Below are 25048 nucleotides of genomic sequence, written 5' to 3'. Positions count from 1 at the left end.
CCGAGGTCGCCCTATACGTGGTTGATTCATCAGAGTCACTCGTTTGTATCGACCGCGTGGTGCAGTGCCGTTCGCAGTTCAGCCGCACCTCTGCACTGTTTGTCGTTTCGGCTAATCATTGCGCCTGGCGCTGATAACCCGCCTTTAGCGCGTCGACTACGAGTTCTACCGACCGAGACGATTTGCGGCCACTCGCGTAGTAGACGTGATGTCCGGTGAACGTAGGAAACCAGTCTTCGAGAACCCAATTTAACCGCCCCGCGTGGACGTGGACCTCGACAACGTCTTTCGGCACATATGCGAGACCAAAACCGCCCAGCGCCGCGTCGACCATCTGATAGACGTTATTGAACGTGAGCTGCCCTTCGACTCGCACCTGCAACTCGCGACGTCCCTTGCGTAACTCCCAGGGAAGCAGCGAATCGCGCGTGGGCAGCCTCAGGTTGATGCAGTTATGCAGCGTCAAATCTTGCGGCGTCTTCGCATGAGGCCTCGACTTCAGGTAACTCGGGGAGCCCACGATCGCCATCGTCATATCGGGTGCGATGCGCACGGCGATCATGTCTTTCGCCACCTGGTCGCCGAGCCGTACGCCGATGTCATAGCGATCCGCAACGATGTCCGCCAGCCCATAGTCGTTGACGAGTTCGATCTTCAATTCCGGATACTGCCGCAGCAACGGCTGCAGTCGCGGCCAGACGTACGTATTCGCGGCATAGTCGGTGGTCGTGATTCGAACCGTCCCGCTCGGACGGTTGGTCATCGCGCGCAGCGAATCTACCTCTGCCTCGATCTCCTCGAAGCGCGGTCCGATCGCCGAGAGGAGCCGCTCGCCAGCCTCGGTAAGAGAAACGCTGCGGGTCGTGCGCGTCAGAAGCTGCAGACCCATGCGTCTCTCGACACCTGCCACCGTTCGGCTCAACGCTGACTGCGACACACCCAGCTGCGCGGCCGCCCGCGTGAAATTGCGCTCACGCGCGACCGTCATGAAGCCGACCAGATCGTTGAAATCTTCCTTCAATTAATGCTCCCATGCATAAGGGCATGCCGATTTTGCCACCTAGTCGCATCAATCACCAGGGATTACATTTAATGCCGAAAAGCAATTCGACATTGGAAATTTCGAGGAAAGATCATGGAATTGAAACGAGCAGGCTCTCAGCCGTCGAAGAAGGGCCCGGAGGAATGGTTCACCGGCATCGTGCGGATCGACCCGCTGAACACGCCGCCGCCGCCCGCCCGGGTCTCGTGCGCGAGCGTGACGTTCGAGCCGGGCGCGCGCACCGCGTGGCACACGCATCCGCTCGGCCAGACGCTGCTGGTGACAGCTGGGTGCGGCTGGACGCAGTGCGATGGCGAGTCGCGCGTCGAAATCCGCGCGGGCGACGTGATCTGGTGCCCGCCCGGGCACAAGCATTGGCACGGCGCGACCTCGACGACCGCGATGACTCATATCGCCATTCAGGAAGCACTCGACGGCAAGAACGTCGAATGGCTGGAAAAGGTGACGGACGAGCAATACCTCGGCAGCGGCGAGGACAAATGATCAGGTACGCCGCATACATCGTCGCCTCGGCCTTCTTGTCGGTGTCCTTGGCGGTCTTCGCTGCTGATGGCGGCCCGGAGCCGATAACCATCGCGCATAGCGGCTCACAGCCGTCCGTGCCGGGATCGACGCAACGCTTCACTGGGCAGGTACGCATCGATCCTCTCTTCCAGTCAAAGGCGCCATCGCGTCTGTCTGGTGGGCTGGTCACGTTCGAGCCAGGCGCGCGTACCGCGTGGCACACCCATCCGCTCGGACAGACGTTGATCGTCACGGCAGGCAGGGGTTGGATTCAGGAGTGGGGCCAGGAAAGGCACGAGATTGCCGCCGGAGACGTGGTGTCGATCCCGGCAGGCCGAAAGCACTGGCATGGCGCAACGTCCACCACCGGGATGACGCACATAGCGCTGCAAGAGGCGCTTGATAGCAAGAATGTCAACTGGCTTGAACAGGTCACCGATGAGCACTATCGCAGACCGTGACTCAGGGACGCGTCGCGTTGCGCGCCTCGCCGCATCTATCTGCGCGGCGTTCGTCGTGTCCGCCTGCGCCCACACGGAAAGGACTGGAAACATGCAAGAACCGCTGTCGCACGCCGCCCTGAAGTCTGTCTCCCCGGCGTTTGAGCACTATACGAGCGAAACTTTGCTGGACGGTCTTTGGAAGCGGCCGCAACTGTCCCCGCGCGACCGTAGCATCGTGACGCTGTCAGTGCTCATCGCCCGCAATCAGACCATTGAGATGCCATTTCATTTTCGACTGGCGCTCGATAACGGGGTGAAGCCTGCGGAACTTGCGGAAATGATCGCGCATTTGGCGTTCTATTCGGGGTGGGCAAACGCGACCGCTGCTTCAGCGATCGCCAAACCCATCTTCGATGAACGAGGCATCGGTCCGGACCAGGTCTCCCCAGCCAATGTCGCGCTTCTGCCGTTGAATGAAGCTGCGGAGAAACAGCGTGCGCAGATGGTCGCGGAGAACTTCGCCGCGGTCGCCCCCGGCGTCGTTCAATACACCACGGACATTCTGTTTCGCGACCTCTGGTTGCGTCCGGGGCTCGCGCCGCGCGACCGCAGCCTGGTGACCGTGAGCGCCCTGGTTGCCAACGGCCAGACTGCACAGATTCCGTATCACCTGAATCGCGCGATGGACAACGGACTGACGAGGAACGAGGCATCGGAAGTGCTGACGCAGCTCGCCTTTTACGCGGGCTGGCCGAATGTGTTTTCGGCGATGCCCGTGTTCAAGGATGTACTCGCGAAGCGGGCGACATAACCGTCAGGCCAGACTCGAACCCGCAGACGGGCAACTTCATCTTCGAACCTCGATGGGGGCTCGCCAACGCACATGCTGCACCGACAGCGCAGAGGTCTGAAGAAACATCAACAAGGAAATTCATGAGCGGAAACATTGATGGGAAAGTGGTTGTCATCACCGGCGCCAGCAGCGGTCTGGGCGCAGAAACCGCGCGCCATCTTTCCAGACAGGGCGCCAAGGTCATCCTGGGTGCACGCCGCCTTGATCGGCTAGCGGAGCTTGCAAGCGAACTAGGACTCGATGGAAAAGCGATTCTGCAAACTGACGTCACGGACCGCAACCAGGTCAGGGCGCTAGTCAATCGTGCAGTGGAACTGCACGGCCGCATCGATGTGCTTCTCAACAACGCAGGTCTCATGCCGAGCTCGATGCTCGACAAGTTGAAGATCGACGAGTGGGACCGGATGATCGACGTCAATATCAATGGCGTGCTGTACGGCATCGCGGCTGCGCTGCCGCACATGCAATCCCAAAAAGCCGGTCAGATCATCAACGTCTCGTCCGTCGCAGGCCATAAGGTTGGTCCCGGAGGCGCAGTCTACGCGGGCACGAAGTGGGCAGTCCGCGCGATCTCGGAAGGACTCCGTCAGGAAGTCAAACCCTGGAACATCCGCACGACCATCGTTTCGCCGGGGGCGGTCGCGACCGAGCTGATCGACACGATCACGGATCAGGACGTCGCCGCAGGCATGGCGAAGACCTATGAGAAGGCGATCCCGGCCAGCTCGTTTGCGCGCGTGGTGGCATTTGCCATTAACCAGCCCGAAGACGTGGACATCAACGAAGTGCTTTTCCGTCCCACTACCCAGGCGTATTGAGCGTGCACCGACCGCAGCCCACATCGTTGTTCACGATTGAAGGCAATACCGGAGCGCCAGCCGAAGATGAGGAAACCGACGAGCGCCGCGGTCCTCACCGGCGGCAGCGTTGCGAAGACGGATTGCGCCGCAGCTTCCGCCGGCGGCGCGACTATCGGCCAGGGGTATTGCATATCGCGCCGCCAGGAAGCATTCGACGCAAGGCGGCGGTTTGGCTCGAACCGGCCACAAGATGACGCACTGAGCGCCAATGATGGCGCGGGCCATGCGCGATTGATGAAAATCCCTCACCTGCCTATGTATCCGGACGCCGTAGCGTGAAACGCGTTCATCACGTAACTTACCTGAAAATTGGCATGACTCGGCCTGTCATCACGGCCCGCCATGCCGCCGGCAAAAAATCGACTGCACAAGGCCTTTACCCATGGAAGACTTCGTCGAGGTGAAACTTTCACGACGCACCGTGTTGAAATTGGGTGCCGCTTCGGCCACCACATTGCTTGCTGCGGGCGCGAATGCGCAGGAAGCCCAAGGGGCGCGAGCGGATTCAGCGGTCCGTCCGCCCGTGAAGGCGAAACTATCGATCGAAGTGAATGGCAAGTCAGAGCATCTCGAAGTCGATACCCGCACGACGCTGCTCGACCTCTTGCGGGAGCATCTGCAATTCACGGGCACGAAAAAAGGCTGCGACCACGGTCAATGCGGTGCGTGTACGGTGATCGTCAACGGGCGACGCATCAATTCGTGCCTCACGCTTGCGGTCATGCAACAGGGCGCGTCCGTGACGACGATCGAAGGTCTCGGCACGCCAGCCAGGCTGCATCCGATGCAGGCCGCTTTCGTCAAGCACGACGGCTATCAGTGCGGATACTGTACGCCCGGCCAGATCTGCTCCGCAGTCGCCGTGCTCGACGAGATCAAACAAGGCATTCCGAGCCACGTCACCGGCGACCTGACGGCGAATCCCCAAGTCAACTCCGCCGAATTGCGCGAGCGCATGAGCGGCAACATCTGCCGTTGCGGCGCCTATTCGAATATTGCCGCCGCCATTGCCGAAGTGGCCGGGAGCCGCGCATGAATGCCTTTTCCTTCGAGCGCGCGACGTCGCCCGCGCAAGCGGCGGCGGCCGCCCTTCGCACGCCGGGTGCCAGGTTCATCGCGGGCGGCACCAATCTTCTGGATCTGATGAAACTCGACATCGAGTCGCCGACGCATCTCATCGATGTGAACGGACTCGATCTCGGCAAGATCGAAGCGTTGCCCGACGGCGGACTGCGTATCGGCGCGCTCGTCCGCAACACCGATCTCGCCGCCGACCCACGCGTGCGACGCGACTACGGCGTGCTCTCCCGCGCGCTCGTCGCGGGCGCCTCAGGGCAATTGCGCAACATGGCGACGACCGCAGGCAATCTGCTGCAACGCACGCGCTGCCCTTACTTTTATGACACGAATCAGGCTTGCAACAAGCGCGCGCCGGGCAGCGGCTGCTCGGCCATCGGCGGCGTCAACCGGCAGCATGCCGTCATCGGTGCAAGTGACGCCTGCATCGCCACGCATCCGAGCGACATGGCCGTGGCAATGCGCGTGCTCGACGCAACCGTCTCGACCGTGCGCCCCAATGGCACGTCACGCGTGATCCCGATTGCCGACTTCCATCGCCTGCCCGGTAACACGCCGCATGTCGAGACCGCCCTGGAGCCCGGCGAACTGATCACGTCGGTCACGTTGCCCAGACCCGTCGGCGGCGCTCAGATCTATCGCAAGGTTCGCGACCGCGCATCGTATGCGTTCGCACTGGTATCGGTTGCCGCGATCGTTCAGCCGGACGGCAGCGGACGCGTCGCGATGGGCGGCGTCGCGCATAAGCCGTGGCGCGTGGAAGCCGCCGAAAGCGCGCTGCCGATGGGCGCGCAAGCCGTTACCGATCGTCTGTTTGAAGGCGCGAAGCCCACCGATCAGAACGCATTCAAGCTCGTGCTCGCGCAGCGAACGCTTGGCGCGGTGCTGGAACAGGCAAAGGGGCAAGCATGAAATTCGATATCCCGGCAACGGCAAATCCCGTCGACCAGTTGAAGGTCGTGGGACAACCGGTCGATCGCATCGAAGGGCCACGCAAGACCACGGGCACCGCGCCCTACGCGTACGAATGGCACCGTGCCGTGCCGAATCAGGCCTACGGCTATGTGATCGGCTCGGCTATCGCGAAAGGCCGCATCCACTCGATCCGTATCTCCGAAGCGCTGCGTGCGCCCGGCGTCGTCACCGTCGTCACGGCGGACACGGTGAGCGAGCTCGGCAAGGGCAAGTTCAATACGGCGCGCCTGCTCGCCGGGCCAACGGTCCAGCACTATCATCAGGCGGTCGCACTGGTCGTGGCCGAAACCTTCGAGCAGGCGCGGGCGGCCGCGCGGCTCGTGCATGTGCGCTACATCAGCGAGGACGGCCGTTTCGATCTCGAAAGCGCTCGCGCGACCGCGACGCCGCCGAAGACCGGTGTGCCCGGTTCGAGCGTCGGCGACTTCGAAGGCGCGTTCGCCGCGGCGCCCGTTCAGCTCGATGCGACCTACACGACGCCCGATCAGGCGCACGCGATGATGGAACCGCATGCCTCCATGGCGATGTGGCAAGGCGATGAACTGACGCTCTGGACATCCAACCAGATGATCGACTGGAGCCGAAGCGATGTCGCATCGACCCTGGGGCTGTCGAAGGAAAAAGTGCGCCTCATATCGCCATACATCGGCGGCGGCTTCGGCGGGAAGCTCTTCGTGCGCGCCGATGCGATTCTCGCCGCGCTCGGCGCGCGCGCCGCGCGCAGGCCCGTGAAGGTCGCGCTCACGCGGCCGCTGATGTTCAACAGTACGACGCATCGGCCGGCGACCGTGCAGCGTATCCGTATCGGCGCGACGCCGGATGGCAGGATCAGCGCCATCGGCCATGAAAGCTGGTCGGGCGATCTGGCCGGCGGCAAGCCCGAGAACGCGGTTCAGCAGACGCGTCTGCTCTATGCGGGCGCCAACCGTATGACGGCGCTGCGGCTCGCGGTACTCGACCTGCCCGAAGGCAATGCCATGCGCGCGCCCGGCGAGGCGCCGGGCCTGATGGCGCTGGAAATCGCCATGGACGAGATGGCCGATAAGCTCGGCATGGACCCGGTGCAGTTCCGCATCATCAACGACACGCAGGTCGATCCCGAGAAGCCGCAGCGGCCGTTCTCGGAGCGGCGCCTGGTGGAATGCCTTCGCACGGGCGCGGACAAGTTTGGCTGGAAAGCCCGCAATGCTCGTCCCGGTACGGTGCGCGACGGACAGTGGCTCGTCGGCATGGGCGTCGCCGCGGCGTTCCGCAACAATCAGGTCACGAAGTCCGGCGCGCGCGTGCGCGTGGATCGCACAGGCATCGTCACCGTCGAAACCGACATGACGGATATCGGCACGGGCAGCTACACGATCATCGCTCAGACCGCGGCGGAGATGATGGGCGTCCCGCTCGAGCGCGTCGTCGTCAAACTGGGCGACTCGAATTTCCCCGTTTCCGCCGGGTCGGGCGGTCAGTGGGGCGCGAACAGTTCGACATCGGGCGTCTATGCGGCCTGCGTCAAGGCGCGTGAAGCGCTCGCAGGCAAGGCGGGTTTCGATCCGTCGAGCACGCGTTTCGAGAACGACGCGATGCGCTCGGGCGATCGGGTGATGTCGCTGGGCGAGGCAGCGGGGGATACAGGCATCGTCGTCGAAGACTTCATCGAATTCGGTGATCTGACGCAGAAGTATCAGCAGTCGACGTTCGGTGCACACTTCGTCGAGGTCGGCGTTGACGTTGCCACTTGCGAGATTCGCATCCGGCGCATGCTTGCCGTGTGCGCGGCGGGCCGCATCCTCAACCCTAAATCGGCGCGCAGTCAGGTGATCGGCGCGATGACCATGGGCGTTGGTGCTGCGTTGATGGAGGAACTCGCGGTCGATAAGCGCATCGGCTATTTCGTCAATCACGATCTTGCCGGATACGAGGTGCCCGTCCATGCCGACATCGCCAGTCAGGAAGTCATTTTCCTCGATGAAACCGATCCGATTTCATCGCCGATGAAGGCGAAAGGCGTCGGCGAACTCGGACTGTGCGGCGTCGGCGCGGCGATTGCCAACGCAATCTACAACGCGACGGGCGTACGCGTGCGCGATTATCCGATCACGCTCGACAAGCTGATCGCGCATATGCCCGTATTCGCCTGACCCTATGCGTCACGCCCCCATGTCCGGACGGCCTCGGCGAAGAGCCTGAGCGCCGGCGGCGGATGCCGGTTGGACGGGTAATACAGGCAGAGGCCGGCGAACGACGGACTCCATTGCGGCAGCAGACGCACAAGCCGCGTGGCCGACAAGTGCTCGGCGACCAGCGATACCGGAACCCACGCAATGCCAATCCCGGCAAGTGCCGCTTCGACCATCAGGTTCATATTGCCGAGGGTCATCGGTCCCTGCACGTCGATGGTGACGCGCTTGCCGCGATGTTTCATCTCCCATCGATAAAGCGCCCCGCTCTCGAAGCGAAAGCGGATGCAACGATGCGCGAGCAGATCGCCGGGCGACTTCGGCATGCCGTTTTTTCGCACGTACTCAGGGGACGCGACCGCTGCGAATACCATGTCAGGACCGAAACGCACGGCGATCATATCGCGCGGCACATCGTCAAACACACGGATGCCTGCATCGAATCCGCCGGCGACGATATCGACCAGCCGCGTGTCGACGACGAACTCGACATGAATGTCCGGATACTGCGCAAGAAATTTCGGCAACACATGCTGCACCAGCGGCTTTGCCGCGTTCTCCGAGCAACTGATGCGAATCGACCCCGACGGGCGATGCTGAGCCGACGTGACTTCGTTGACCGCGTCTTCCAGATCTTCGATGGCGGGCGCCGCGCGCCGCAGCAGTTGCTCGCCGGCTTCGGTCAATGCGACCGAGCGCGTCGTGCGATTGAAAAGCCGCACGTTGAGCCGCGCTTCGAGCGCACGCATCGTGTGGCTGAGCGCCGACGGCGTGACGCCCATCGCCCGCGCCGCCGCGCTGAAACTGCCTTGCTGCGCAATCGCGACGAACGCCGACAGTTCAGACAATCCCGCTCGCGCCATATGTGAATTTCCCTCAATAGGTCATGTAACGATGACCTGATTGTTGAGCCAAACGACGAAGCTTATCTTATCGGTTCGCGGCGCATTGCGCTGATCTGCCCAGTGTTAGGTCTGTGGAGGAAAGCATGAGAAAGGTAAAGCTAGGGACGTCGGGTCTTGAAGTGTCGGCGATCGGATTGGGTTGCATGGGTCTGAGCTTCGCGTATGGCGCACCCGTCGAGAAGGCGCACGGAATTGCCGTGATCCGCGCGGCCTTCGAACATCGCGTGACGTTTTTCGACACCGCCGAAGCATATGGTCCTGCAACCAACGAGGAACTGCTCGGCGAAGCGCTCGCGCCGATTCGCGACCAAGTCGTCATCGCGACCAAATTCGGCTTCAGGGACGGCGTCCGTTCGCATGGCGTGGATAGCCGGCCCGAGAACATTCGCGCAGTTGCGGAGGCCTCGCTCAAGCGGTTGAAGTCCGAACGCATCGACCTCTTCTACCAGCATCGCGTCGATCCCGACGTGCCCATCGAAGATGTCGCCGGCACCGTGCGCGATTTGATCGCCGAGGGCAAGGTGGCTCACTTCGGCCTCTCCGAAGCGGGCGCCGCAACCATTCGCCGGGCGCATGCCGTGCAACCGGTGGCCGCGTTGCAGAGCGAGTATTCGTTGTGGTGGCGCGAACCGGAGCAAAAGGTCATGCCGGTGCTCGAAGAACTGGGCATCGGCCTCGTGCCGTTCAGCCCGCTCGGAAAAGGCTATCTGACCGGCGCCATCGACGAGAAAACGTCGTTTGCGAAGGACGACTTCCGGAACATCGTGCCGCGCTTCTCCGAAGAGAACCGCAAGGCGAATGCCGCGCTCGTCGCGATGCTCGGTGGCATCGCGCAAAGCAAGGGCGCGACGCGCGCGCAGATTGCATTGGCATGGCTACTGGCACAGAAGCCATGGGTCGCGCCGATCCCCGGCACGACGCGTCTGGACCGGCTGCAGGAGAACATTGGCGCGGCATCCATCGAACTCACGGCGGACGAGTTGTCGTCGATCAACGCCGCACTCGCCGCTATCGAGGTGGTCGGCGAGCGCTATCCGGCGTCGTTGCAGGCCCGTGTGGATCGCTAACGCATCGCGCGTTATGAGCACGAAAATATCATCGGATTCCGACCTTCGCGCGATCGAGAAACGCGAGCACGTACATGAGCAACAGAAAGGGAATCAGGCGACGCGTGGCCTTGTCGGCCGCACGATCGGCGGCAGCATTGCCGGGTGAATCAGCTTGCATGATGCGTCTCCTCCGTTCGAGGTATGCGGGCCTTTACCGGCCCGTTCGATGAAATATTCAGGCGTTATTCCACGCGCGCCGCATGAACTCTGCACTTTCGCGCATCGATGCAAGCGGTTCGCCTTTGAAGCCGCATTCGGCGCTCAATAGTCCGCTGTATCCGCACGCTTTCAAATTGCCGAAGAACGCCGGATAGTCGTATTGGCCTGTGCCCGGGTTCAGGCGCCCGGTGTCGGCGAGGTGGATATGCGCGAGCCATTCGCCGTGTTCGCGCAGTTCGCCGAGCGGCTCGCTCTCTTCGTCCATGTGATAGAAGTCCGCGAGTCCACGCACTTCATCGCGACCGAGCAGCTTCGCGAGTCGTGCGCCGTCGCCGACATTGTTCACGAGATTCGATTCCTTGCAATTCAACGGTTCGATGACGAGCGTCGCACCCGTGCCGCGCAATGCGTCAGCGCACCACGAAAGCGTCTGCAGGAATTCGTCCTCGCCCTGGCGCTGCGACCAGCCCTCGGGTATGTTGCGCGTCCATCCGCTGCCAAGCACGACGATGTGCGCACGCGCCATCGTCATCAATTCGACCACGCGATCGAAATAGGCGCGGTTGCGCCGCTCATCCTTCTCCGGCCCGACGATGCGCGCATCGTGCGGAAACAGGTAGCTGAACGCAAGTGCGGGCAGCGGAAGGTCCGTGACCAGCGCTCTCGCGTGCGCGAAGGACATATCGTCTTCCAGCTTCAACGGAACCAGTTGCGCCTCGATGTAATCGAGCCCTGCGTCCTTCATCGTCGATGCGTTTTGCAGCAGACCGCACCAGCCGAACTGTGGCGTCTTCATCGTTGGACCCCGTAGTGCAAGTTTGCGAGCGAACGTAACGTTTCGGGCGTCGTGCCGGGCAAGCCGAAGAATTCGAGGTACGCAGGAATCTGTTCGAACAGCATGTCGGAGCCGACCTGAAAGCGGCATCCGCGCGCCTGAACCGCCTGCAGGAACGCGGTCATCTCCGTCTTCATGACGACTTCGCCGACGAAGGTATCCGGCGCAATACGCGTCACGTCCACCGGCAGCGGATCGCCGTCGTTCATGCCCATCGGGGTTGCGTTGACGACCACGTCGAAGCCTGCGGGATCGTTGGAGCCGGTCGTGACTTCGAGACGCGGATAGTGCGCGCGCAGACGCTCGCCTAAACCGCGCGCAGCTTCGTCGCGGGCATCGAAGAGAGCGAGCCACGCGACGCCCGCCTTCGCCAGCGATGCCGCGATCGCCGATCCCACGCCGCCACAGCCGACGACGAGCACGCGCGCGCCGTTCAGCGTGCAGCCCTTCTCGTCGATGCTGCTTCCGAAGTAACACGTGAAGGATGCCGCTTCTCTTGCTGCAAACCGCTTGCGCTTCAAGTTTCGCGATCGATCTGCGAGAGTTCCAAGCCCTTGGTCTCGCGAGCAAAGCGCAACATCACCATGCCTATCGCAGCCGCGAAAATCGTGAACAGAATGATGCCGGTGGCCATCGAAATGGACAGTCGGTTGATTGTCGAAAGCACAACGAACGGCGCGATGCCGCCTCCGATAACACCGAAGTTGTATAGGAATCCCACGCCGGACGCACGAACATCGCGTGGAAGGTTCTCGGTCAAAATCGTTCCCCAGACCCCTGACGATCCGACCAGGAAGAAGCCACTAAGGAACGCACAGCTCAGCGCTATCGCCGAGCTATGTGCCGTCAAGACGACACCTGCAACGCAGATGGACCCGACTCCGATCATGAGTGAGATCGCCAAACGTCGCCCCAGTCGTTCGGCGATGAATCCGGATGCGACAAAGCCAAGGATCTGACCGACCGCAGAAGCCATTGCGATAGAGCTGACAAGCGATGCAGGCAGGCCGAGCGTCTTGAGATAGGTCGGCAGCAATGCCTGAAAAGGCCAGGAGCCGAAGCAGAGAACGAACATTAGCAACGACAGGTAAGCGACGCGACCAGGGTATCGTTTGAAAAGCTGCAGAACAGGGTTCTGCGTAGATTCATTGCGTTTAGCGGCTCGACCTTCCCTCCACGCAGCCGACTCCGGCACAAAGAAAATAATGAAAAGCCCAAGCAGGATCGCCGGCGGCAAGCCGACAAAGAACATTCCGCGCCAGCCGAATGTCGGATAAATGAACTCATAAGCCAGCGCGGCGCCAATCGCGCCCACACCCCAGCCCGTGTCGAGAATGCCAATGCCGATCGCCCTGTGTCGTTCGGGCCAGGACTCCGCAACCATTGCGGCTCCCAAAGAAAACCCCGGAGCCATTCCAAAGCCGAGAAGCAAGCGGAACACCGCCAGCGAAAGGAAGTTCCATGACAGCCCGGTCGCGACGGCCCCGGCCGTGAACCAGGTCAACGTGATGAGAAGAGGTATCTTTCGGCCAATCCGATCGCTCAGACCACCGAAAGCGAGACCTCCGATCCAGCGAACGCCATAGGTCGCGAGAAGTAGCAAAGATGCCGTGTTGAGCGATACGCCGAAAGTCCTGGCGATATCTCCAAGCACGAAGGTGATCGCAAGAAAATCCAGCGCATCGTTTACCCAAACACCCCACGCTGCGAAGAGCACTCGCCATTGTGACGCCGTGATTTCGCGATACCACGGTTTCGACGATTCCTGAGATCCGATGACTTCAGATTGCATTGTCTCTCTGCCTTATGTTGAATACGACTTCGAGTCGCAATGTAACCGGTATCATTACAAGGTGCAACATAGCGGCCCGGTCTCTCAGGGAATGTCCCTAACTCTCTGAACGGATATCTCGGCAAAGAGCATCTAGACTGACCCGCCATGCTCGCTTTCACAGTGAAACCGCATTCAGAGAGACCAGATGAGAGATACCATTGCTTCGCTCGATCGAGAGCACGACAGGAACGCCATGACCACGCTCGGATGTTCGAGAGTCGTTGCGGGCATGTGGCGAGTGCTGGAATGGAAGCTGTCCTCCTCAGAATTGCACCGCTTCGTCTGCGAAAGCATGGATTTGGGCGTGACAACTTTCGATCATGCCGATATCTACGGCGCAGGCGAGGTCGAAGCGCTTTTCGGAGAGGCTTTGCTAAATACTCCGTCGCTGCGTGCAGATCTTCAGATCGTGAGCAAGGCGGGGATCAGGCCACGCACCGCATCGACCGGTGGTTCTGGAGTGAAGCACTACGACACGAGCCGAGCCTATCTGCAAGCGGCTGTCGAGCGATCCTTGCAGCGCCTGAGGACTGACTATCTCGACTTGTTTCTCATTCATCGTCCAGATTTCCTGGCGGACAACGAAGAGATCGCCGATGCGGCCCAAAGCCTCGTCAGACAAGGAAAGATACGCGCATTCGGCGTATCCAACTATACGACGCGGCAATTCGAGGCACTTCGATCCAGAATGGATCTCGCTACCAACCAGATCGAGTTCTCCCCTTTCGAACTTGGCGCGCTCGAGGGCGACCTGCTCTCCGCCTTGTCCTCGGCAAAGGTTTCTCCAATGATCTGGTCTGCGCTCGGAGGTGGACGGCTATTCTCGGACAACGACGAAATCGCAGCACGGCTACGCGCCGCAATGAGTTCCCTGGCACGGAAATACGACGCGTCGTGTTGGGTGCCGCTCGTCTATGCCTGGATCTTCAGGCTTCCCTGTGCACCTTATGTCCTTGTCGGTAGTCGACGAATGGAATCGCTCCGGTGTGCCGTCGAAGGACTTGGCATCGCGTTGAGCCGCGAGGACTGGTATGCAGTGCTCGAAGCCGCGCGTGGCCGACCCGTTCCGTGAGCGATCCCTCTTGATCGCTGAGGCAATGCCCGAGAAACCGGTTACAGACAGAGGTTCCTCGCCGGCTCGCGCCTGCAAATCTGCCCCAAAAAGCAATCCAAGAGGTTACCCCTATGGAGCAATCCCGATTGCATCTTGATAATGATACCGGTTACATGCGGATCACGAGATGCCGCACCGTCCCTTACCCAAGCAGATGTGAGAGTCTCGATGCAACGAATTTCTTCTGACCAGGCCGCGAGCCTGGTGCGGACAGGCGACTCGGTCCTTATCAGTGGATCGGGTGCTGGGCATGCTGTGCCTGAGGCGTTGCTCGCAGCAGTCGGGCAGCGCTTTCGAAACGAACAGCAGCCGCGCGACCTCACATCGATCAGTGTCGTCGGAATCGGGGACCGGATCTCGCTAGGTGCCGATCACCTCGCGCAGGTCGGGCTGATAAAACGCGCAATCTCGGGCGCGCTCATCGATTCCCCGGGCCTGTTGAAAATGGCCTCACTCGATCTTATCGAGGCATACACCTTGCCGCAGGGCGTCCTCTCGCAACTCATGCGTGAAATGGCTGGGGGACGGCCGGGACTGATCACGAAAACGGGGCTCACTACGTTCATCGATCCTCGTCAGCGGGGTGGCCGGCAGAGTCCCAGGACGGAAGAGCAACTCGTCGAACTCATCCACCTCGACGGCGAAGAATGGCTTCGTTTCAAGCCGCTCCCCATCCATGTTGCGTTCCTTCGCGGCACGACGGCCGACGAGGACGGCAATATCACGATGGAACAGGAGGCGGTTCTGGGCGAGATGCTGGCCATGGCGCAGGCGACTCGCCGAGCGGGGGGCGTGGTCGTCGTACAGGTCAAACGAATGGCGCGCAGCGGCACGCTGCCGCCCAAGCAAGTGAAGATTCCGGGCATTCTCGTGGACTTCGTGGTCGTCGAGCCGGAACAGCGCCAGACCTATGCGACCTACTACGATCCGAGCTATTCGGGCGAGCTGCGCGTGCCTGTCGCGGAGATAAAGCCGATTCCGTTCGGCCCGCGCAAGGTCATCGTGAGACGCGCCGCCATGGAGCTTTATCCGTCCGCCATCTGCAATCTCGGGGCGGGCATCTCGACGGGACTTTCGACTGTCGCAGCGGAAGAAGGATTGCTCGACGCCGTCGTCCTCACGAATGAACAAGGGCTGATCGGGGGAGCGCCGATCACGGGTCGCGATTCGGGCGGCGCGCAAAACTTCGCCGCCATGATCGAGCAGACATCGCAGTTCGATTTTTACGACGGCGGCGGCCTGGATCTCGCGTTCCTGTCCTTTGCGGAGGTCGACACCAAGGGAAACGTCAATATCAGCCGCTTCGGCGACAAGATCGTGGGTGTGGGCGGCTTCGTCAATATCAGCCAAAACGCCAAGCGCGTGATCTTCAGCGGCACGTTCACCGCAGGCGGTTTGGACGTGCAGTGGAACGGCGGCCGCGCAACCGTCGTTCAGGAAGGTCGACATCGCAAGTTCGTCAGTGCGCTCGAGCAGATTTCCTATAACGCCGCCTTTGCGAGCCAGCGCGGAAATTCGGCACTGTTCGTGACCGAGCGCGCTGTCTTTCGCGTCGGCACGTCGGGGCTCGAACTTGTCGAAATCGCGCCTGGCATCGATCTCGAGCGGGATGTCTTCGGGCAAATGGCCTTCAGGACGCCGATCGCTTCCGACCTCCGGGAGATGGACGTTCGAATCTTCGGCACGGGCCTCATGGGCCTCGCCGAGGACATGTCACGGAAGGAGCGACGCTATCGTTCGGAGCGGGTGGCGGAGTGGTCCCGAGCGCATGTGTGATTTTGTGCGGCCCATCTACAGTCCAGTGAAATCCGTCCTTGCAACCACGATTGCTTCCAGGATCAGAACGTGACAGAGATCGACGATACACTCGAAGACAGGCCTTCCAGGGTTGCACTGGTGACAGGCGGCAGACGCGGCCTCGGAAGCGCGATTGCACAAGCATTGGGCGCGGCCGGATTCGATATCGCCATAGCAGACCTCGTGTGCGATGACGATGCGATCGCAACGCTGCAGTCCATTCGATCCGGCGGCCAGCGCGCTGCTTTCTTCAAAGCCGATATCGCCGATATCGCTCTGCACGATGCATTACTGGATGAAGTTCACGCGTCTCTAGGCGACATAACTTGCCTCGTCAATAACGCCGGGATCAGCGTGGCAACCCGAGGCGATCTGCTGGATGTGACACCGGAAAGCTTCGACAGACTCGTCGATGTAAATCTTCGAGGGACGTTCTTCTTATCGCAGAAATTGGCGCGCCGCTTTGCTCTTGAGAACTCGTCTTGTCAGCGCTCGCGTTCGATCATCAACATCTCCTCTGCGAATGCTTTCCTTGTCGCCACCAACAGAGCCGAATACTGCATATCGAAGTCCGCTATCACGACGTTGACGAAGCTTTTCGCAGCCAGATTGGCCGAGTTCGAAATCCCCGTGTATGAGGTTCGCCCGGGGATTTTTCCAACCAAAATGACCGAAGTCGCAAAAGCCGACTACGACTCAAGGATCGAACGCGGCTTCTCACCCATGCCACGATGGGGACGCGAAGAGGAACTCGCAAAGGCGGTCGCCTCGCTGGCGACGGGCTGCCTTCCGTTCTGCACCGGCGAAGCTATTCATATCGATGGCGGGCTGCACATTCATCGCGTCTGAGCCTTGTTTCAGATTCGGTTTCGCAACTGAGCAGCACATTTTTCTCATTGAGATCGTCGATAACTTCATCCGTGACTTGATCGACGATGCACGCACGCCTGTTCGAAGACCAGCATGCCATCGATTGCGGACCGTCAGGTTCGCGACGCTTTCAATGTCGCGGCTTTCCCGGGACCTTCCCTGCCGCCAGTCGAAAGCCGATCCTGATTGCAGTATCGGCTTCGCCGCACGGCACCACGGGCTGCGCGGTGCCTGAGCCAAAGCTAGCGATGAGCGGCTCACGCAGCAATCATATTGCCCGCGCTGGCCAGCTTGCTGGGACGCGTGCGCAATGGCCAGAAGGACGCGAGTTCAGTCGCGGCCTGCATCACCAAAGGCGCCATCTCCGCGATACGGCTTTCCGTCATACGCGCGCTGGGTCCCGCCACGCTGACGACGCCGAGCGCGGGCCCGCCATCCGGCGGCCGGATTGCCGCTGCGATCGCACTGACGCCCGGCTCACCTTCGTTCACGGCAATACCGTATCCGCGACCCTGCGTCCTTTCTATTTCCTTCAAGAGCGCGTCCAATGACTGGATGACGTTGGGCCCGTACTTTTCGGAATCGCCGAACCCTACACGCAGCACATTCTCGGCGGCTTGTTCAGTGGGCAAGGTTGCGAGCCAGGCCTTGCCGGTAGCGGTCGCATGCAGCGGAACCGTGTTGCTGCTGAGCGTGGGCTGGTAAAGCAGCCCGCCCGTCGCGCCTTGTGCGTGCGCGACCCATGTCAACGAAGACCCATCGACTACGGCCAGCCGGACGAACTCGCGAGACTGGCCCGCCAGGCGGTCGACCAGCGGCTGACAGATATCCGGGATTCCGGTGGCCACGAAGAATCGCTGCCCCAATATCGCGAGCCGCATGGAAAGTCGATAAAAACCGGTCTCCGCATCCTGTTCGGCCCATCCAAGGTCGACCAAGGTCGCGAGCAATCGGTGGGCACCACTTTTCGGCAAGTCTAGCCGTGTCGCGATCTCACCGAGAGGCATCGCGACAGCACCATCCGCCAGCAGTTCAATGATGTCCAGGCAGCGCTCTGCGGGAATATGAGCCATATGAATACCGGTCAAAAAAAGAAACTATGTGCGCGAAACGAAGAAATTCATGATTGCGTCGATTTGGCCGGAATGCATGTCCCTGCCGTCCGCCCACTGACAGCCACGATTGAGAGCCTGTTGAATGAACGCTGTCGGCGACGAGGACAGAACCACGTCTCCGATCAAGGTGTCCGCAGTCACGGTACCCAGCTCACCCGGCAAGCCATCACCGGGACGCATGCCCACAGGCGACGCGTTCACGATCATGTCGATATCGCCGCGAACGGGGTCCGCGGGCTGTACATCGCAATCGGGAAACACTTTCGCCAATGACGCAATGAGCGATCGCGTCTGCCCGTATGCCAGGTTCACGACCCGAATCGACTGGACGCCGGCGTTTGCCAGCGCACATGCAATCGCGCTCCCCGCTCCGCCCGCGCCGAACAGCAGAACACGCCGGCCGCGAACGCGCGCGCCCTTTGCGAGAAGGCCTCGAACGAAGCCTTCGCCGTCGAACATGTCGCCGGTCCACGAACCGTCGGCCTCGCGCCTCAACGCATTGACCGCGCCAATACAGGAAGCCGTGGGTCCCAGGCGGTCGGCGAATGCCGCCACGCGCGCTTTCAACGGTGCTGTTACCAGCAGGCCGTCGAGGTTGCCCAAGGCCATCAGGGCCGGAATGATCTCTTCACAGCGCTCGGCCGACACTTGCATCGGCACCAGAACGGCGTCGATGCCGGCGGCGGCGAACTGCTCGGTGTACACCTCGGGCGACCGCACTTGAACGATCGGATCTCCGACGATAGCAAACAGCCGGGTCGCTCCTGTGATCGCAGGCACGCTCATCGCTGGGCACCTCCATCACGCGAATTATGCCACTGCGCCACGCGCTCGGATCGATAGCGCCGCGCCTTGGCATGCACGTGCGCGCCAAGCCCCATGAGAGCGGGATCGAAGATTCGCGCATCCATTTCCTTGAGGGCCGTGGATACGGCCGGCCTGAAGCCCATGTGCGCGATCACATCGCGTTCCACATCGATGCCAGGCGCAACCTCGATCAGTTCGAGCACGTGCTCGCCGATCGTGAATACCGCACGCTCAGTGACGAATAAAGCAGTCTGGCCCTTTGCGCGCGCCATGGATGCGCTGTAGCAGATCTGTTCCAGTTTCGGCACGAACTTCTGGTGCCGCCCTTCCTGCCTGATGATCGTGCGGCCCTGCTCCCAACCCACATCGAGATCTCCGGCGGTCAGCGTGCCGCTGAACACAACACATCTTGCGTTCGAACTGATGTTGATGAAACCGCCCACGCCGATGATCTTTTCGCCAAACCGGGACACGTTGACATTGCCTTGCGCGTCGACCTCCGCGAACGAGAGAAACGCAACGTCCAGTCCGCCGCCATCGTAAAAGTCGAATTGCGATGGCTGCTCGATCATGGCCGCGAAATTCTGCCCGCCGCCGGAATCTCTTCCCGTGATCGGCGCGCCGCCGATAATCCCCTGCTCGTTCGTCAGATAGACAGCGTCGAGCAAACCCTCTTCGGCAGCGATCGTCGACAAGCCCGTGGAAACACCCGCGCCGAGATTGCAAATGGCGCCCGGAAAAAGCTCCATCGCCGCGCGTCTGACGATGACCTTACGAGGACCGAACGGCAAAGGCTTGATTCCTTCGACCGGAATCCGCAACTCGCCCGAGTAGCTCGGGTCGTAGTAGGTGGCATAAGTCTGCCGCTGCTCGGTATCCACGACCACGAAATCCACCAGAATGCCGGGAATCTTCACATGCTTGGCAGGCAACGTCCCACGTTTCGCCATCCGCTTGACCTGTACCACGACGATGCCGCCGGCACGGCGAGCCGCCTGCGCCATCGCCAGCATTTCACCGAGGACGGCTTCCTCTTCCATCGTGACATTGCCGTCTTCGTCTGCTGTGGTCCCACGCAGGAACGCGACGTTGACCGGCACTGGCTTGAAGAAGAGCCACTCCTCTCCCGCGAGATTCACCACTTCGACGAAGTCCGCAGGCGTGCAAGGACTCTGCCGGGCGCCCTGCTGGCGCGGATCGACGAACGTATCCAGGCCTGTTTTGGTCAAGAGACCCGGGCGGCCCGCAGCCATATCGCGCATCAGTTGCGAAAGGACGCCTTGAGGAAGCGTGTAGGCTTCGATCTTGTTTTCAGCAGCCAAACGCACCAATCCGGGCGAGTCGACCAGCGCGCTCGTGATCGCACGATGCAACAGGCCTTCATGCGCGAGATGACTGGCGCCCAGAGCCGCCCTGTCTCCGACGCCCACGACGCTGACCGATGTCAGGCCCAGTGGCTTCCTCTCCTCCAGGAAGCGCCGTTCCACGGCAGCGAGCAATGCTTCCGGCACAGAGTGCCCGCCACCCGATCCGCTGATGAGGATCGCATCGCCGTCGTCTACCAGCCTCGCCGCTTCGTCCGCTGTTATTTTTTCCATGATCTGTTCAGCCTATCGTGTTCGCTCAACGTGCCGGGCTGCTCTCTATGGAGCCGCCTGCGCGTCATTTACTGTTCGCCCCAGCGCAGGACGCGCTGCTCCTGTACACCCAGACCATCGACTCCGAGCCGCATGACATCGCCGGGCTTGAGATAGGCTTCCGGTTTCATGCCCAGCCCAACGCCCGGCGGCGTGCCGGTGGTGATGATGTCGCCCGGCTGCAAGGCCACATACTGGCTCGTATCCGCGAGAATCTTCGCGATCGAAAAGATCATGTCGCTCGTCGACGAGTTCTGAATACGCTTCCCGTTCAGTTCGAGCCAGAGGCCCAGGTTCTGCACGTCCGCGATTTCATCGGAGGTGACCAGCCACGGGCCTATCGGACCGAATGTCGGGAACATCTTTCCCTTTTGCCACTGTCCGCTTCGTTCGAGCTGGAACTCGCGCTCCGACACATCGTTGCAGATGAAATAACCCGCGATGTAATCGAGTGCCTCGGACTCCTCGACATAGTGAGCGCGCTTGCCGACTACGAAAGCCAGTTCCACCTCCCAATCGGTCTTCGTCGAGCCCTTGGGGAGCAGCACCGGATCGTTCGGACCGGAAACGCAGGACGGCGCCTTGCTGAAGATGATGGGGTCCGTGGGAATCGGCGCGTTCGTCTCGATGGCGTGCTGCACGTAGTTCAACCCGATTGCCAGGAAAGTGCCGGGTTGCGCGACACACGGCCCAAGACGCGTGTCCGGTGCCACGACCGGAAGGCTTTGCGTGTCGATAGACTTCAGGCGCTGAAGGCCATCGCCGGCGAAAAACGCGGGATCGAAATCCTCGCAGTGACCACTGAGATCGCGGATCTGACCTTGCGTGTCGATGATGCCCGGGCGCTCCTGGCCGGGTTGTCCGTGTCTGACGAGTTTCATGGAAAGTTCTCTTTCGGGTTATCGGGATTTCAATGCTCCGACGTGGCGGCAGCCAGTCGGCAAATTTCCATCGAGTACGTGGTGCCGTCGGGACGAACCTTCACGCCCAGCGCCTGGAGTTGTCGCGCGTCGAGCAGGTCACGCGCGCTTTCGGCCGCCTGTGGCGTGGTGGTTTCGACCAGTACGACCCATGCAGGTACGTCGAACTTACGCGTGCTCGACTCGGCGGTGTTGATATGGCTGCCTGATTGATCAGCCATATACAGATGACAGGCGACGACGCTGGTGAGCGCCGCAGCACGAGGAAACACGTCCGCGCACAAGTACGCCTTCATTGCCTCGGCCTGTGCTGCAGGCACGTCCAGGCGCAACGCGAGTACGTGACCGCCACTGCTCGATCCCACCGAGTGCACGATCCGGCATACCGCTCGCGATGTGTTGCGGAAGTAGCGCAAGGTGTCGACTGTCGCCGGCGTCGGCGTATTCAGGCGTTCGAGGTAGGCTGGCGACACCACGACATCGAGATCGACTGCCTCGTACATCGTCAGCCATTCGGGCGAATGACCCGGCCGCACGTACCGACGTCCTCGCCGGAAGCCCGGAATGGAAAGACGCTCCGGGATATGCTCCTTGTCATGCCATTCATAGAACTGGTCGCGCCCGGCAGATTCCACATCGTTCCAGACGAGAACGGCGCCGTCACCGAGCAAAGCCGCGCCCGTTGCTTGAACGTCATCAGTAGTACCAATTTCAGTGTTCAGTTCGCTCATGATTTTCGCCTGGCGTTCAGTGGCCTTCGAATGACGGAGGTCGTTTCGAGAAGAACGCGTCGACGCCCTCATGCAGGTCCCTGCTGTCAAATATCTTCTGGAGCGCGACGGTCGACATCGACAGGCCGGCATCGAGCGGATAGTCTTGTGCCGCATCGACGAGTTCTTTCGCGAGGCGATTCGATACCGGCCCGCGTGAGGCAATCGTGCGGGCCAGCTCGAACGCAGCGTCCAATGCCGATCCGTCCTTCGCCACTCGATTGATCAATCCCCAGGATATGGCCTGATCGCAGTCGATGATCTCGCCTGTGAACAGCATCTCCTTTGCTCGCGCCGGACCGACAAGGCGCGTGAGTCTCAGCGAACCGCTGCCGGCCAGCCCGCCCAGCCGCGATTCGGTCAGGCCCATCGCAATGCCGTGTCGCGCGACGCGAAGATCGCACGCCAGCGCGAGTTCCAGGCCGCCGCCAAGCGCCGCGCCATCCATCGCCGCGATGGTGGGCATGGGGAGACGCGCGAGCTGACGGAGCACCATGTCTTCGAAGAGAATCTTCTTTTCGCTGGCATGCTCGCGAATGCGGGCGAATTCCTTGATGTCGCTTCCCGCGCAAAATGCCCGCGACTGGCTACCGTGCAGGATCAGGCAGCGAACATCCTTTAACGCTGAAACCGCTGAGAACGCCGCGTTCAACTCGCGCAACAAGTCTGTCGTGACGAGGTTGAGTGGCCCGTGACTGATGCCCACGGTGGCGATGACGCCATCCACATTGGTCGTCACCAACTGGCTCGACCCTTCCGTTGCTGTGCTCATGTCGTCCTGTTGCTTGCTAGGTTCATGATGCGGTGGAACTGGCCTTTGGCACTTCGATGCCGTGCAGCACGCCCATTCGCTCGAAATGTCCGTAAATCCGGTCCACGTAGGCCGCGAACTCCGGCGCATCGCCAAGGACGATGGGTCTCGGGCGCGGCAGATCGACCGTGATCTCGTCGACAACTTCGCCGGGGTTCGGGCTCATGACGAAGATGCGGTCCGACAATCCCACCGCCTCTTCCACGCTGTGCGTGATGAAAACGACGGTAGGCCGGCGACGCAGCCACAGTGCCTCGAGATCCATCCGTACCTGAAGTCTCGTCAATGCATCCAGCGCGCCGAACGGCTCGTCCATGAGAATCACGGACGGGTCATGGACCAGCGTCCTCACGAGCGAGACGCGCTGTCGCATGCCGCCCGAGAGCTGGCGCGGATATTTCTGCATCGCATGAGTCAAACGCAATTGCTCGAACAGGTCCTTGGCTCGCGCCTCGATCTGCTTCTTGGGCAATCCACGGATATCGGCCTGCAGCATCACGTTCTCGAGCGCCGTTCTGAATTCGAGCAGCAAGTGATCCTGAAACGCGATCCCGACATCGGTAATCGGCTTCGTAACGGGCTTGCCGCCCACCAGAATGTCGCCCTGGCTCTGCTTGAGCAGCCCGGCGACCATGAGCATCAACGTGCTTTTGCCGCAACCAGACGGGCCTACGATCGAGATGAATTCGCCCGGATGGATGTCGATATTGACTTCCTTGAGCGCCTGGAAGGGCTTGTCGCTGTCCTCGCCAAACGTCTTCGCGACCTGTCGAATGCTGATCGGCACGCCGGATTTGGTGCCGGCGCCCTGCTGGTCTGCACCTTGAATATTCATGACTTTCGCTCCTCATTGGTCCCGTCTGACGCGTTACTTGCTGCGACGGCAGAAAGGGGAACCTTGGACAACAGCAATGCTTTCTTCCCTTTCTGTACGACACGATCGTCCTGATCCACCACCGAGACATCGAAGGTTGCGATAGCTTGTGTCGGCCTCGACTTGCTCTCGCGAAGCTCGCTGATCTCGTAGTTCACGAAGATGGTGTCCCCGACAAAGATAGGATTGAGGAACTTCCATTCGTTGATCCCGAGGAACGCGATCGCTGTTTCGCGCAATTCACCCGTGCGCGCCCACATCAGGCCGTGCGCATAAGCCAGCCCGAGCATCCCGTGCGCAACGCGACGGCCGAACTGACTTGCCTTTGCGTACACATCGCTCGTATGCAATTCCGAGAAGTCGCCTGTAAGTCCGGCGAAGCCCACCAGATCTGCGTCGGTGATCGTGCGTCCCGGGCTACGGAATTTCAGGCCTACTTCGAGGTCGGCGTAGCGCAAGCCAGTGATTCGATGTTGAGTCATATTGATCCTCGATTCATTTGCAGGGGCGCATTGCCGAACTCGGCGGGAGGAAGTCGTTCGTGTAATACGACTTCGGGTCGCGACCCGACGGCAACAGACCGACCTGCGACAACAAATCCTGCGTCTTCACCCATTGGGCGTCTTCCGCCTTGCCAATGAATTTTGCTCCGCCGCTGCAGAAGAGCGGCGTGATCGCCGCCATTTCGGCGGCGGCCGTCTTTTCCGACATGTTCGGGAAGACCGCCTTGAGGTCCTTGACTGCCTTGGCCGGGTTATCGAGCGCGAAACTCCAGCCCTTCAGGCTAGCGGCAATGAACTTTTTGACGACATCCGCGTTCTCTTTGAGGTATCCGTCATTCGCGAAGATCGAAGTGCTGACGGTCGGAACGCCGTAATCCGCAAATCGGAAGTTCGTCAGTTGGGCCCCTTGAGCTTCCAACTGGATCTGGTACGAGTCGATCGACCCAAGGATGGCGTCGACCTGGCCTTGAAGCAGCGTCGGCACCATGGACGTCAGTGGCATATGGATCAGATTGACGTCCGATTCCTTGAGCCCGTTCGCTTTCAGGAAGAGCGGAAGCATTGTCGTCTGGGAAGATCCCGACGGAACGCCGACCTTTTTGCCGACAAGATCCTTGATGGAGTTTATGTTCGACTTCTTCAGAGCCGAGACTTCGTTGGGGTTGGATTGATAGATCGTCGATATCACCTTCATCGGCGCGCCCTTCGCGATAAGCTGGCTCACCGCCACGGCATCGGCATAACCTATCTGCACGCGATTCGTCGCCACGAGTTGAGCAGTGGTGCCCGACCCATTGCCTTCAACCAACGTGACATCCAGGCCTGCTTCCTTGTAGTAGCCCTCGGTGAGCGCGGATGCGAACCCCGCATTCGCGCCTCCCGCGACCCAGTTCAGTTGAAAGGTTACGGGGGTCGCGGCGACCGCGACGCCATTGACGCCAATAGCCAACGCTGACGACACAGCGCTCGCGGCCAGAATGTGGCGGATGAAACGACGCATCTTTTAGTCTCCTAAGCTTCTGATATTGGATCGACCGATTTC

Annotated in this window: 25 protein-coding genes and 1 pseudogene; 11 read left to right on the top strand and 15 right to left on the bottom strand. The window is 61.0% G+C overall.

The window, feature by feature from the left end:
- Nucleotides 1–115: 115 nt before the first annotated feature.
- Nucleotides 116–1021 (bottom strand): LysR family transcriptional regulator, encoded by a 906-nt coding sequence (locus AC1Z32_RS10955; RefSeq protein ID WP_483478720.1) that lies wholly within the window; start codon nt 1019–1021, stop codon nt 116–118.
- 114 nt (nt 1022–1135) lie between these two features.
- Here AC1Z32_RS10955 and AC1Z32_RS10950 point away from each other — a divergent pair, with 114 nt between their 5' ends.
- The 7 genes from AC1Z32_RS10950 to paoC all read left to right on the top strand — a co-directional run bounded on the left by AC1Z32_RS10950 (nt 1136) and on the right by paoC (nt 7907).
- Entirely contained in the window at nt 1136–1546 is a 411-nt protein-coding gene (locus AC1Z32_RS10950) for a (R)-mandelonitrile lyase (RefSeq protein ID WP_483478719.1), read from the top strand.
- Between the two features lie 83 nt (nt 1547–1629).
- Nucleotides 1630–2028 (top strand): (R)-mandelonitrile lyase, encoded by a 399-nt coding sequence (locus AC1Z32_RS10945; protein WP_483478823.1) that lies wholly within the window; start codon nt 1630–1632, stop codon nt 2026–2028.
- A gap of 91 nt (nt 2029–2119) precedes the next feature.
- The gene (locus tag AC1Z32_RS10940; protein ID WP_483478718.1) at nt 2120–2821 is read left to right on the top strand and encodes a carboxymuconolactone decarboxylase family protein; all 702 of its coding nucleotides are present in this window, start codon (nt 2120–2122) and stop codon (nt 2819–2821) included.
- A 122-nt stretch (nt 2822–2943) separates the two neighbouring features.
- Entirely contained in the window at nt 2944–3681 is a 738-nt protein-coding gene (locus tag AC1Z32_RS10935) for an SDR family oxidoreductase (RefSeq protein WP_483478717.1), read from the top strand.
- A gap of 424 nt (nt 3682–4105) precedes the next feature.
- Nucleotides 4106–4759, top strand: a complete 654-nt coding sequence (gene paoA / locus AC1Z32_RS10930; protein ID WP_483478716.1) for an aldehyde dehydrogenase iron-sulfur subunit PaoA — start codon at nt 4106–4108, stop codon at nt 4757–4759.
- Complete coding sequence (locus tag AC1Z32_RS10925; protein ID WP_483478715.1) at nt 4756–5712, top strand: FAD binding domain-containing protein; 957 nt, start codon at nt 4756–4758, stop codon at nt 5710–5712. Before paoA ends, AC1Z32_RS10925 begins: the two co-directional genes overlap by 4 nt.
- A complete protein-coding gene (paoC, locus tag AC1Z32_RS10920) occupies nt 5709–7907 on the top strand; it encodes an aldehyde oxidoreductase molybdenum-binding subunit PaoC (RefSeq protein ID WP_483478714.1) in 2199 nt (732 codons plus the stop codon). The genes AC1Z32_RS10925 and paoC overlap by 4 nt, the downstream gene beginning before the upstream one ends.
- Nucleotides 7908–7909: 2 nt before the next feature.
- Here the strand turns inward: paoC and AC1Z32_RS10915 are convergent, their stop codons facing one another.
- Nucleotides 7910–8809 (bottom strand): LysR family transcriptional regulator, encoded by a 900-nt coding sequence (locus tag AC1Z32_RS10915; protein ID WP_483478713.1) that lies wholly within the window; start codon nt 8807–8809, stop codon nt 7910–7912.
- Nucleotides 8810–8934: 125 nt separating this feature from the next.
- On the opposite strand from AC1Z32_RS10915, the gene AC1Z32_RS10910 reads away from it, so the two are divergent.
- Entirely contained in the window at nt 8935–9918 is a 984-nt protein-coding gene (locus tag AC1Z32_RS10910; protein ID WP_483478712.1) for an aldo/keto reductase, read from the top strand.
- A 28-nt stretch (nt 9919–9946) separates the two neighbouring features.
- Here AC1Z32_RS10910 and AC1Z32_RS10905 read toward each other — a convergent pair whose 3' ends face one another.
- The 4 genes and pseudogenes from AC1Z32_RS10905 to AC1Z32_RS10890 all read right to left on the bottom strand — a co-directional run bounded on the left by AC1Z32_RS10905 (nt 9947) and on the right by AC1Z32_RS10890 (nt 12746).
- A complete protein-coding gene (locus AC1Z32_RS10905) occupies nt 9947–10078 on the bottom strand; it encodes a hypothetical protein (protein WP_483478711.1) in 132 nt (43 codons plus the stop codon).
- Between the two features lie 57 nt (nt 10079–10135).
- On the bottom strand, nt 10136–10915 hold the full coding sequence (locus AC1Z32_RS10900) for a sugar phosphate isomerase/epimerase family protein (protein WP_483478710.1): 780 nt from the start codon (nt 10913–10915) through the stop codon (nt 10136–10138).
- Nucleotides 10912–11403 (bottom strand): annotated as a pseudogene (locus AC1Z32_RS10895) (shikimate dehydrogenase family protein); the annotation flags it as partial. The gene AC1Z32_RS10900 and the pseudogene AC1Z32_RS10895, both read right to left, overlap by 4 nt.
- 68 nt (nt 11404–11471) lie before the next feature.
- Nucleotides 11472–12746, bottom strand: coding sequence for an MFS transporter (locus AC1Z32_RS10890; RefSeq protein ID WP_483478709.1), 1275 nt, complete (start codon nt 12744–12746; stop codon nt 11472–11474).
- A gap of 187 nt (nt 12747–12933) precedes the next feature.
- Here AC1Z32_RS10890 and AC1Z32_RS10885 point away from each other — a divergent pair, with 187 nt between their 5' ends.
- From AC1Z32_RS10885 to AC1Z32_RS10875, 3 genes are all read left to right on the top strand, one after another.
- On the top strand, nt 12934–13860 hold the full coding sequence (locus AC1Z32_RS10885; RefSeq protein WP_483478708.1) for an aldo/keto reductase: 927 nt from the start codon (nt 12934–12936) through the stop codon (nt 13858–13860).
- 210 nt (nt 13861–14070) lie between these two features.
- Nucleotides 14071–15678 (top strand): acyl CoA:acetate/3-ketoacid CoA transferase, encoded by a 1608-nt coding sequence (locus tag AC1Z32_RS10880; protein ID WP_483478707.1) that lies wholly within the window; start codon nt 14071–14073, stop codon nt 15676–15678.
- Between the two features lie 69 nt (nt 15679–15747).
- Complete coding sequence (locus tag AC1Z32_RS10875; RefSeq protein WP_483478706.1) at nt 15748–16548, top strand: 3-ketoacyl-ACP reductase; 801 nt, start codon at nt 15748–15750, stop codon at nt 16546–16548.
- A gap of 278 nt (nt 16549–16826) precedes the next feature.
- Here AC1Z32_RS10875 and AC1Z32_RS10870 read toward each other — a convergent pair whose 3' ends face one another.
- From AC1Z32_RS10870 to AC1Z32_RS10830, 9 genes are all read right to left on the bottom strand, one after another.
- Nucleotides 16827–17642, bottom strand: coding sequence for an IclR family transcriptional regulator (locus AC1Z32_RS10870; protein ID WP_483478705.1), 816 nt, complete (start codon nt 17640–17642; stop codon nt 16827–16829).
- A 24-nt stretch (nt 17643–17666) separates the two neighbouring features.
- Complete coding sequence (locus AC1Z32_RS10865) at nt 17667–18470, bottom strand: shikimate dehydrogenase family protein (RefSeq protein ID WP_483478704.1); 804 nt, start codon at nt 18468–18470, stop codon at nt 17667–17669.
- Nucleotides 18467–20089 carry an acyl CoA:acetate/3-ketoacid CoA transferase gene (locus AC1Z32_RS10860; protein ID WP_483478703.1) on the bottom strand — a complete coding sequence of 541 codons (1623 nt, stop codon included), beginning with the start codon at nt 20087–20089 and terminating at the stop codon, nt 18467–18469. The genes AC1Z32_RS10865 and AC1Z32_RS10860 overlap by 4 nt, the downstream gene beginning before the upstream one ends.
- A gap of 68 nt (nt 20090–20157) precedes the next feature.
- Nucleotides 20158–21009, bottom strand: coding sequence for a fumarylacetoacetate hydrolase family protein (locus tag AC1Z32_RS10855; RefSeq protein ID WP_483478702.1), 852 nt, complete (start codon nt 21007–21009; stop codon nt 20158–20160).
- A 29-nt stretch (nt 21010–21038) separates the two neighbouring features.
- Nucleotides 21039–21779, bottom strand: coding sequence for a hypothetical protein (locus tag AC1Z32_RS10850; protein WP_483478701.1), 741 nt, complete (start codon nt 21777–21779; stop codon nt 21039–21041).
- 16 nt (nt 21780–21795) lie between these two features.
- The gene (locus tag AC1Z32_RS10845; RefSeq protein WP_483478700.1) at nt 21796–22590 is read right to left on the bottom strand and encodes an enoyl-CoA hydratase/isomerase family protein; all 795 of its coding nucleotides are present in this window, start codon (nt 22588–22590) and stop codon (nt 21796–21798) included.
- Between the two features lie 22 nt (nt 22591–22612).
- Complete coding sequence (locus AC1Z32_RS10840) at nt 22613–23464, bottom strand: ABC transporter ATP-binding protein (protein WP_483478699.1); 852 nt, start codon at nt 23462–23464, stop codon at nt 22613–22615.
- Entirely contained in the window at nt 23461–23985 is a 525-nt protein-coding gene (locus tag AC1Z32_RS10835) for a MaoC/PaaZ C-terminal domain-containing protein (protein WP_483478698.1), read from the bottom strand. The genes AC1Z32_RS10840 and AC1Z32_RS10835 overlap by 4 nt, the downstream gene beginning before the upstream one ends.
- 13 nt (nt 23986–23998) lie before the next feature.
- Nucleotides 23999–25006: an ABC transporter substrate-binding protein gene (locus AC1Z32_RS10830; protein WP_483478697.1), complete on the bottom strand. Its 1008-nt coding sequence runs from the start codon at nt 25004–25006 to the stop codon at nt 23999–24001.
- Nucleotides 25007–25048 lie beyond the last annotated feature (42 nt).

This window comes from Caballeronia sp. 11_S32, assembly GCF_056930355.1.
This window is presented reverse-complemented; position numbering and strand designations above follow the sequence as displayed.

What these genes read in the sequence shown, in the direction of transcription:
- AC1Z32_RS10840 (WP_483478699.1), bottom strand. Translation starts at nt 23,464, where the DNA reads ATGAATATTCAAGGTGCAGACCAGCAGGGCGCCGGCACCAAATCCGGC.
- AC1Z32_RS10830 (WP_483478697.1), bottom strand. Translation starts at nt 25,006, where the DNA reads ATGCGTCGTTTCATCCGCCACATTCTGGCCGCGAGCGCTGTGTCGTCA.
- AC1Z32_RS10915 (WP_483478713.1), bottom strand. Translation starts at nt 8,809, where the DNA reads ATGGCGCGAGCGGGATTGTCTGAACTGTCGGCGTTCGTCGCGATTGCG.
- AC1Z32_RS10900 (WP_483478710.1), bottom strand. Translation starts at nt 10,915, where the DNA reads ATGAAGACGCCACAGTTCGGCTGGTGCGGTCTGCTGCAAAACGCATCG.
- paoC (WP_483478714.1), top strand. Translation starts at nt 5,709, where the DNA reads ATGAAATTCGATATCCCGGCAACGGCAAATCCCGTCGACCAGTTGAAG.
- AC1Z32_RS10935 (WP_483478717.1), top strand. Translation starts at nt 2,944, where the DNA reads ATGAGCGGAAACATTGATGGGAAAGTGGTTGTCATCACCGGCGCCAGC.
- AC1Z32_RS10950 (WP_483478719.1), top strand. Translation starts at nt 1,136, where the DNA reads ATGGAATTGAAACGAGCAGGCTCTCAGCCGTCGAAGAAGGGCCCGGAG.
- AC1Z32_RS10835 (WP_483478698.1), bottom strand. Translation starts at nt 23,985, where the DNA reads ATGACTCAACATCGAATCACTGGCTTGCGCTACGCCGACCTCGAAGTA.
- AC1Z32_RS10870 (WP_483478705.1), bottom strand. Translation starts at nt 17,642, where the DNA reads ATGGCTCATATTCCCGCAGAGCGCTGCCTGGACATCATTGAACTGCTG.
- paoA (WP_483478716.1), top strand. Translation starts at nt 4,106, where the DNA reads ATGGAAGACTTCGTCGAGGTGAAACTTTCACGACGCACCGTGTTGAAA.
- AC1Z32_RS10905 (WP_483478711.1), bottom strand. Translation starts at nt 10,078, where the DNA reads ATGCAAGCTGATTCACCCGGCAATGCTGCCGCCGATCGTGCGGCCGAC.
- AC1Z32_RS10890 (WP_483478709.1), bottom strand. Translation starts at nt 12,746, where the DNA reads ATGCAATCTGAAGTCATCGGATCTCAGGAATCGTCGAAACCGTGGTAT.
- AC1Z32_RS10850 (WP_483478701.1), bottom strand. Translation starts at nt 21,779, where the DNA reads ATGAGCGAACTGAACACTGAAATTGGTACTACTGATGACGTTCAAGCA.
- AC1Z32_RS10855 (WP_483478702.1), bottom strand. Translation starts at nt 21,009, where the DNA reads ATGAAACTCGTCAGACACGGACAACCCGGCCAGGAGCGCCCGGGCATC.
- AC1Z32_RS10845 (WP_483478700.1), bottom strand. Translation starts at nt 22,590, where the DNA reads ATGAGCACAGCAACGGAAGGGTCGAGCCAGTTGGTGACGACCAATGTG.
- AC1Z32_RS10910 (WP_483478712.1), top strand. Translation starts at nt 8,935, where the DNA reads ATGAGAAAGGTAAAGCTAGGGACGTCGGGTCTTGAAGTGTCGGCGATC.
- AC1Z32_RS10880 (WP_483478707.1), top strand. Translation starts at nt 14,071, where the DNA reads ATGCAACGAATTTCTTCTGACCAGGCCGCGAGCCTGGTGCGGACAGGC.
- AC1Z32_RS10860 (WP_483478703.1), bottom strand. Translation starts at nt 20,089, where the DNA reads ATGGAAAAAATAACAGCGGACGAAGCGGCGAGGCTGGTAGACGACGGC.
- AC1Z32_RS10865 (WP_483478704.1), bottom strand. Translation starts at nt 18,470, where the DNA reads ATGAGCGTGCCTGCGATCACAGGAGCGACCCGGCTGTTTGCTATCGTC.
- AC1Z32_RS10885 (WP_483478708.1), top strand. Translation starts at nt 12,934, where the DNA reads ATGAGAGATACCATTGCTTCGCTCGATCGAGAGCACGACAGGAACGCC.
- AC1Z32_RS10940 (WP_483478718.1), top strand. Translation starts at nt 2,120, where the DNA reads ATGCAAGAACCGCTGTCGCACGCCGCCCTGAAGTCTGTCTCCCCGGCG.
- AC1Z32_RS10925 (WP_483478715.1), top strand. Translation starts at nt 4,756, where the DNA reads ATGAATGCCTTTTCCTTCGAGCGCGCGACGTCGCCCGCGCAAGCGGCG.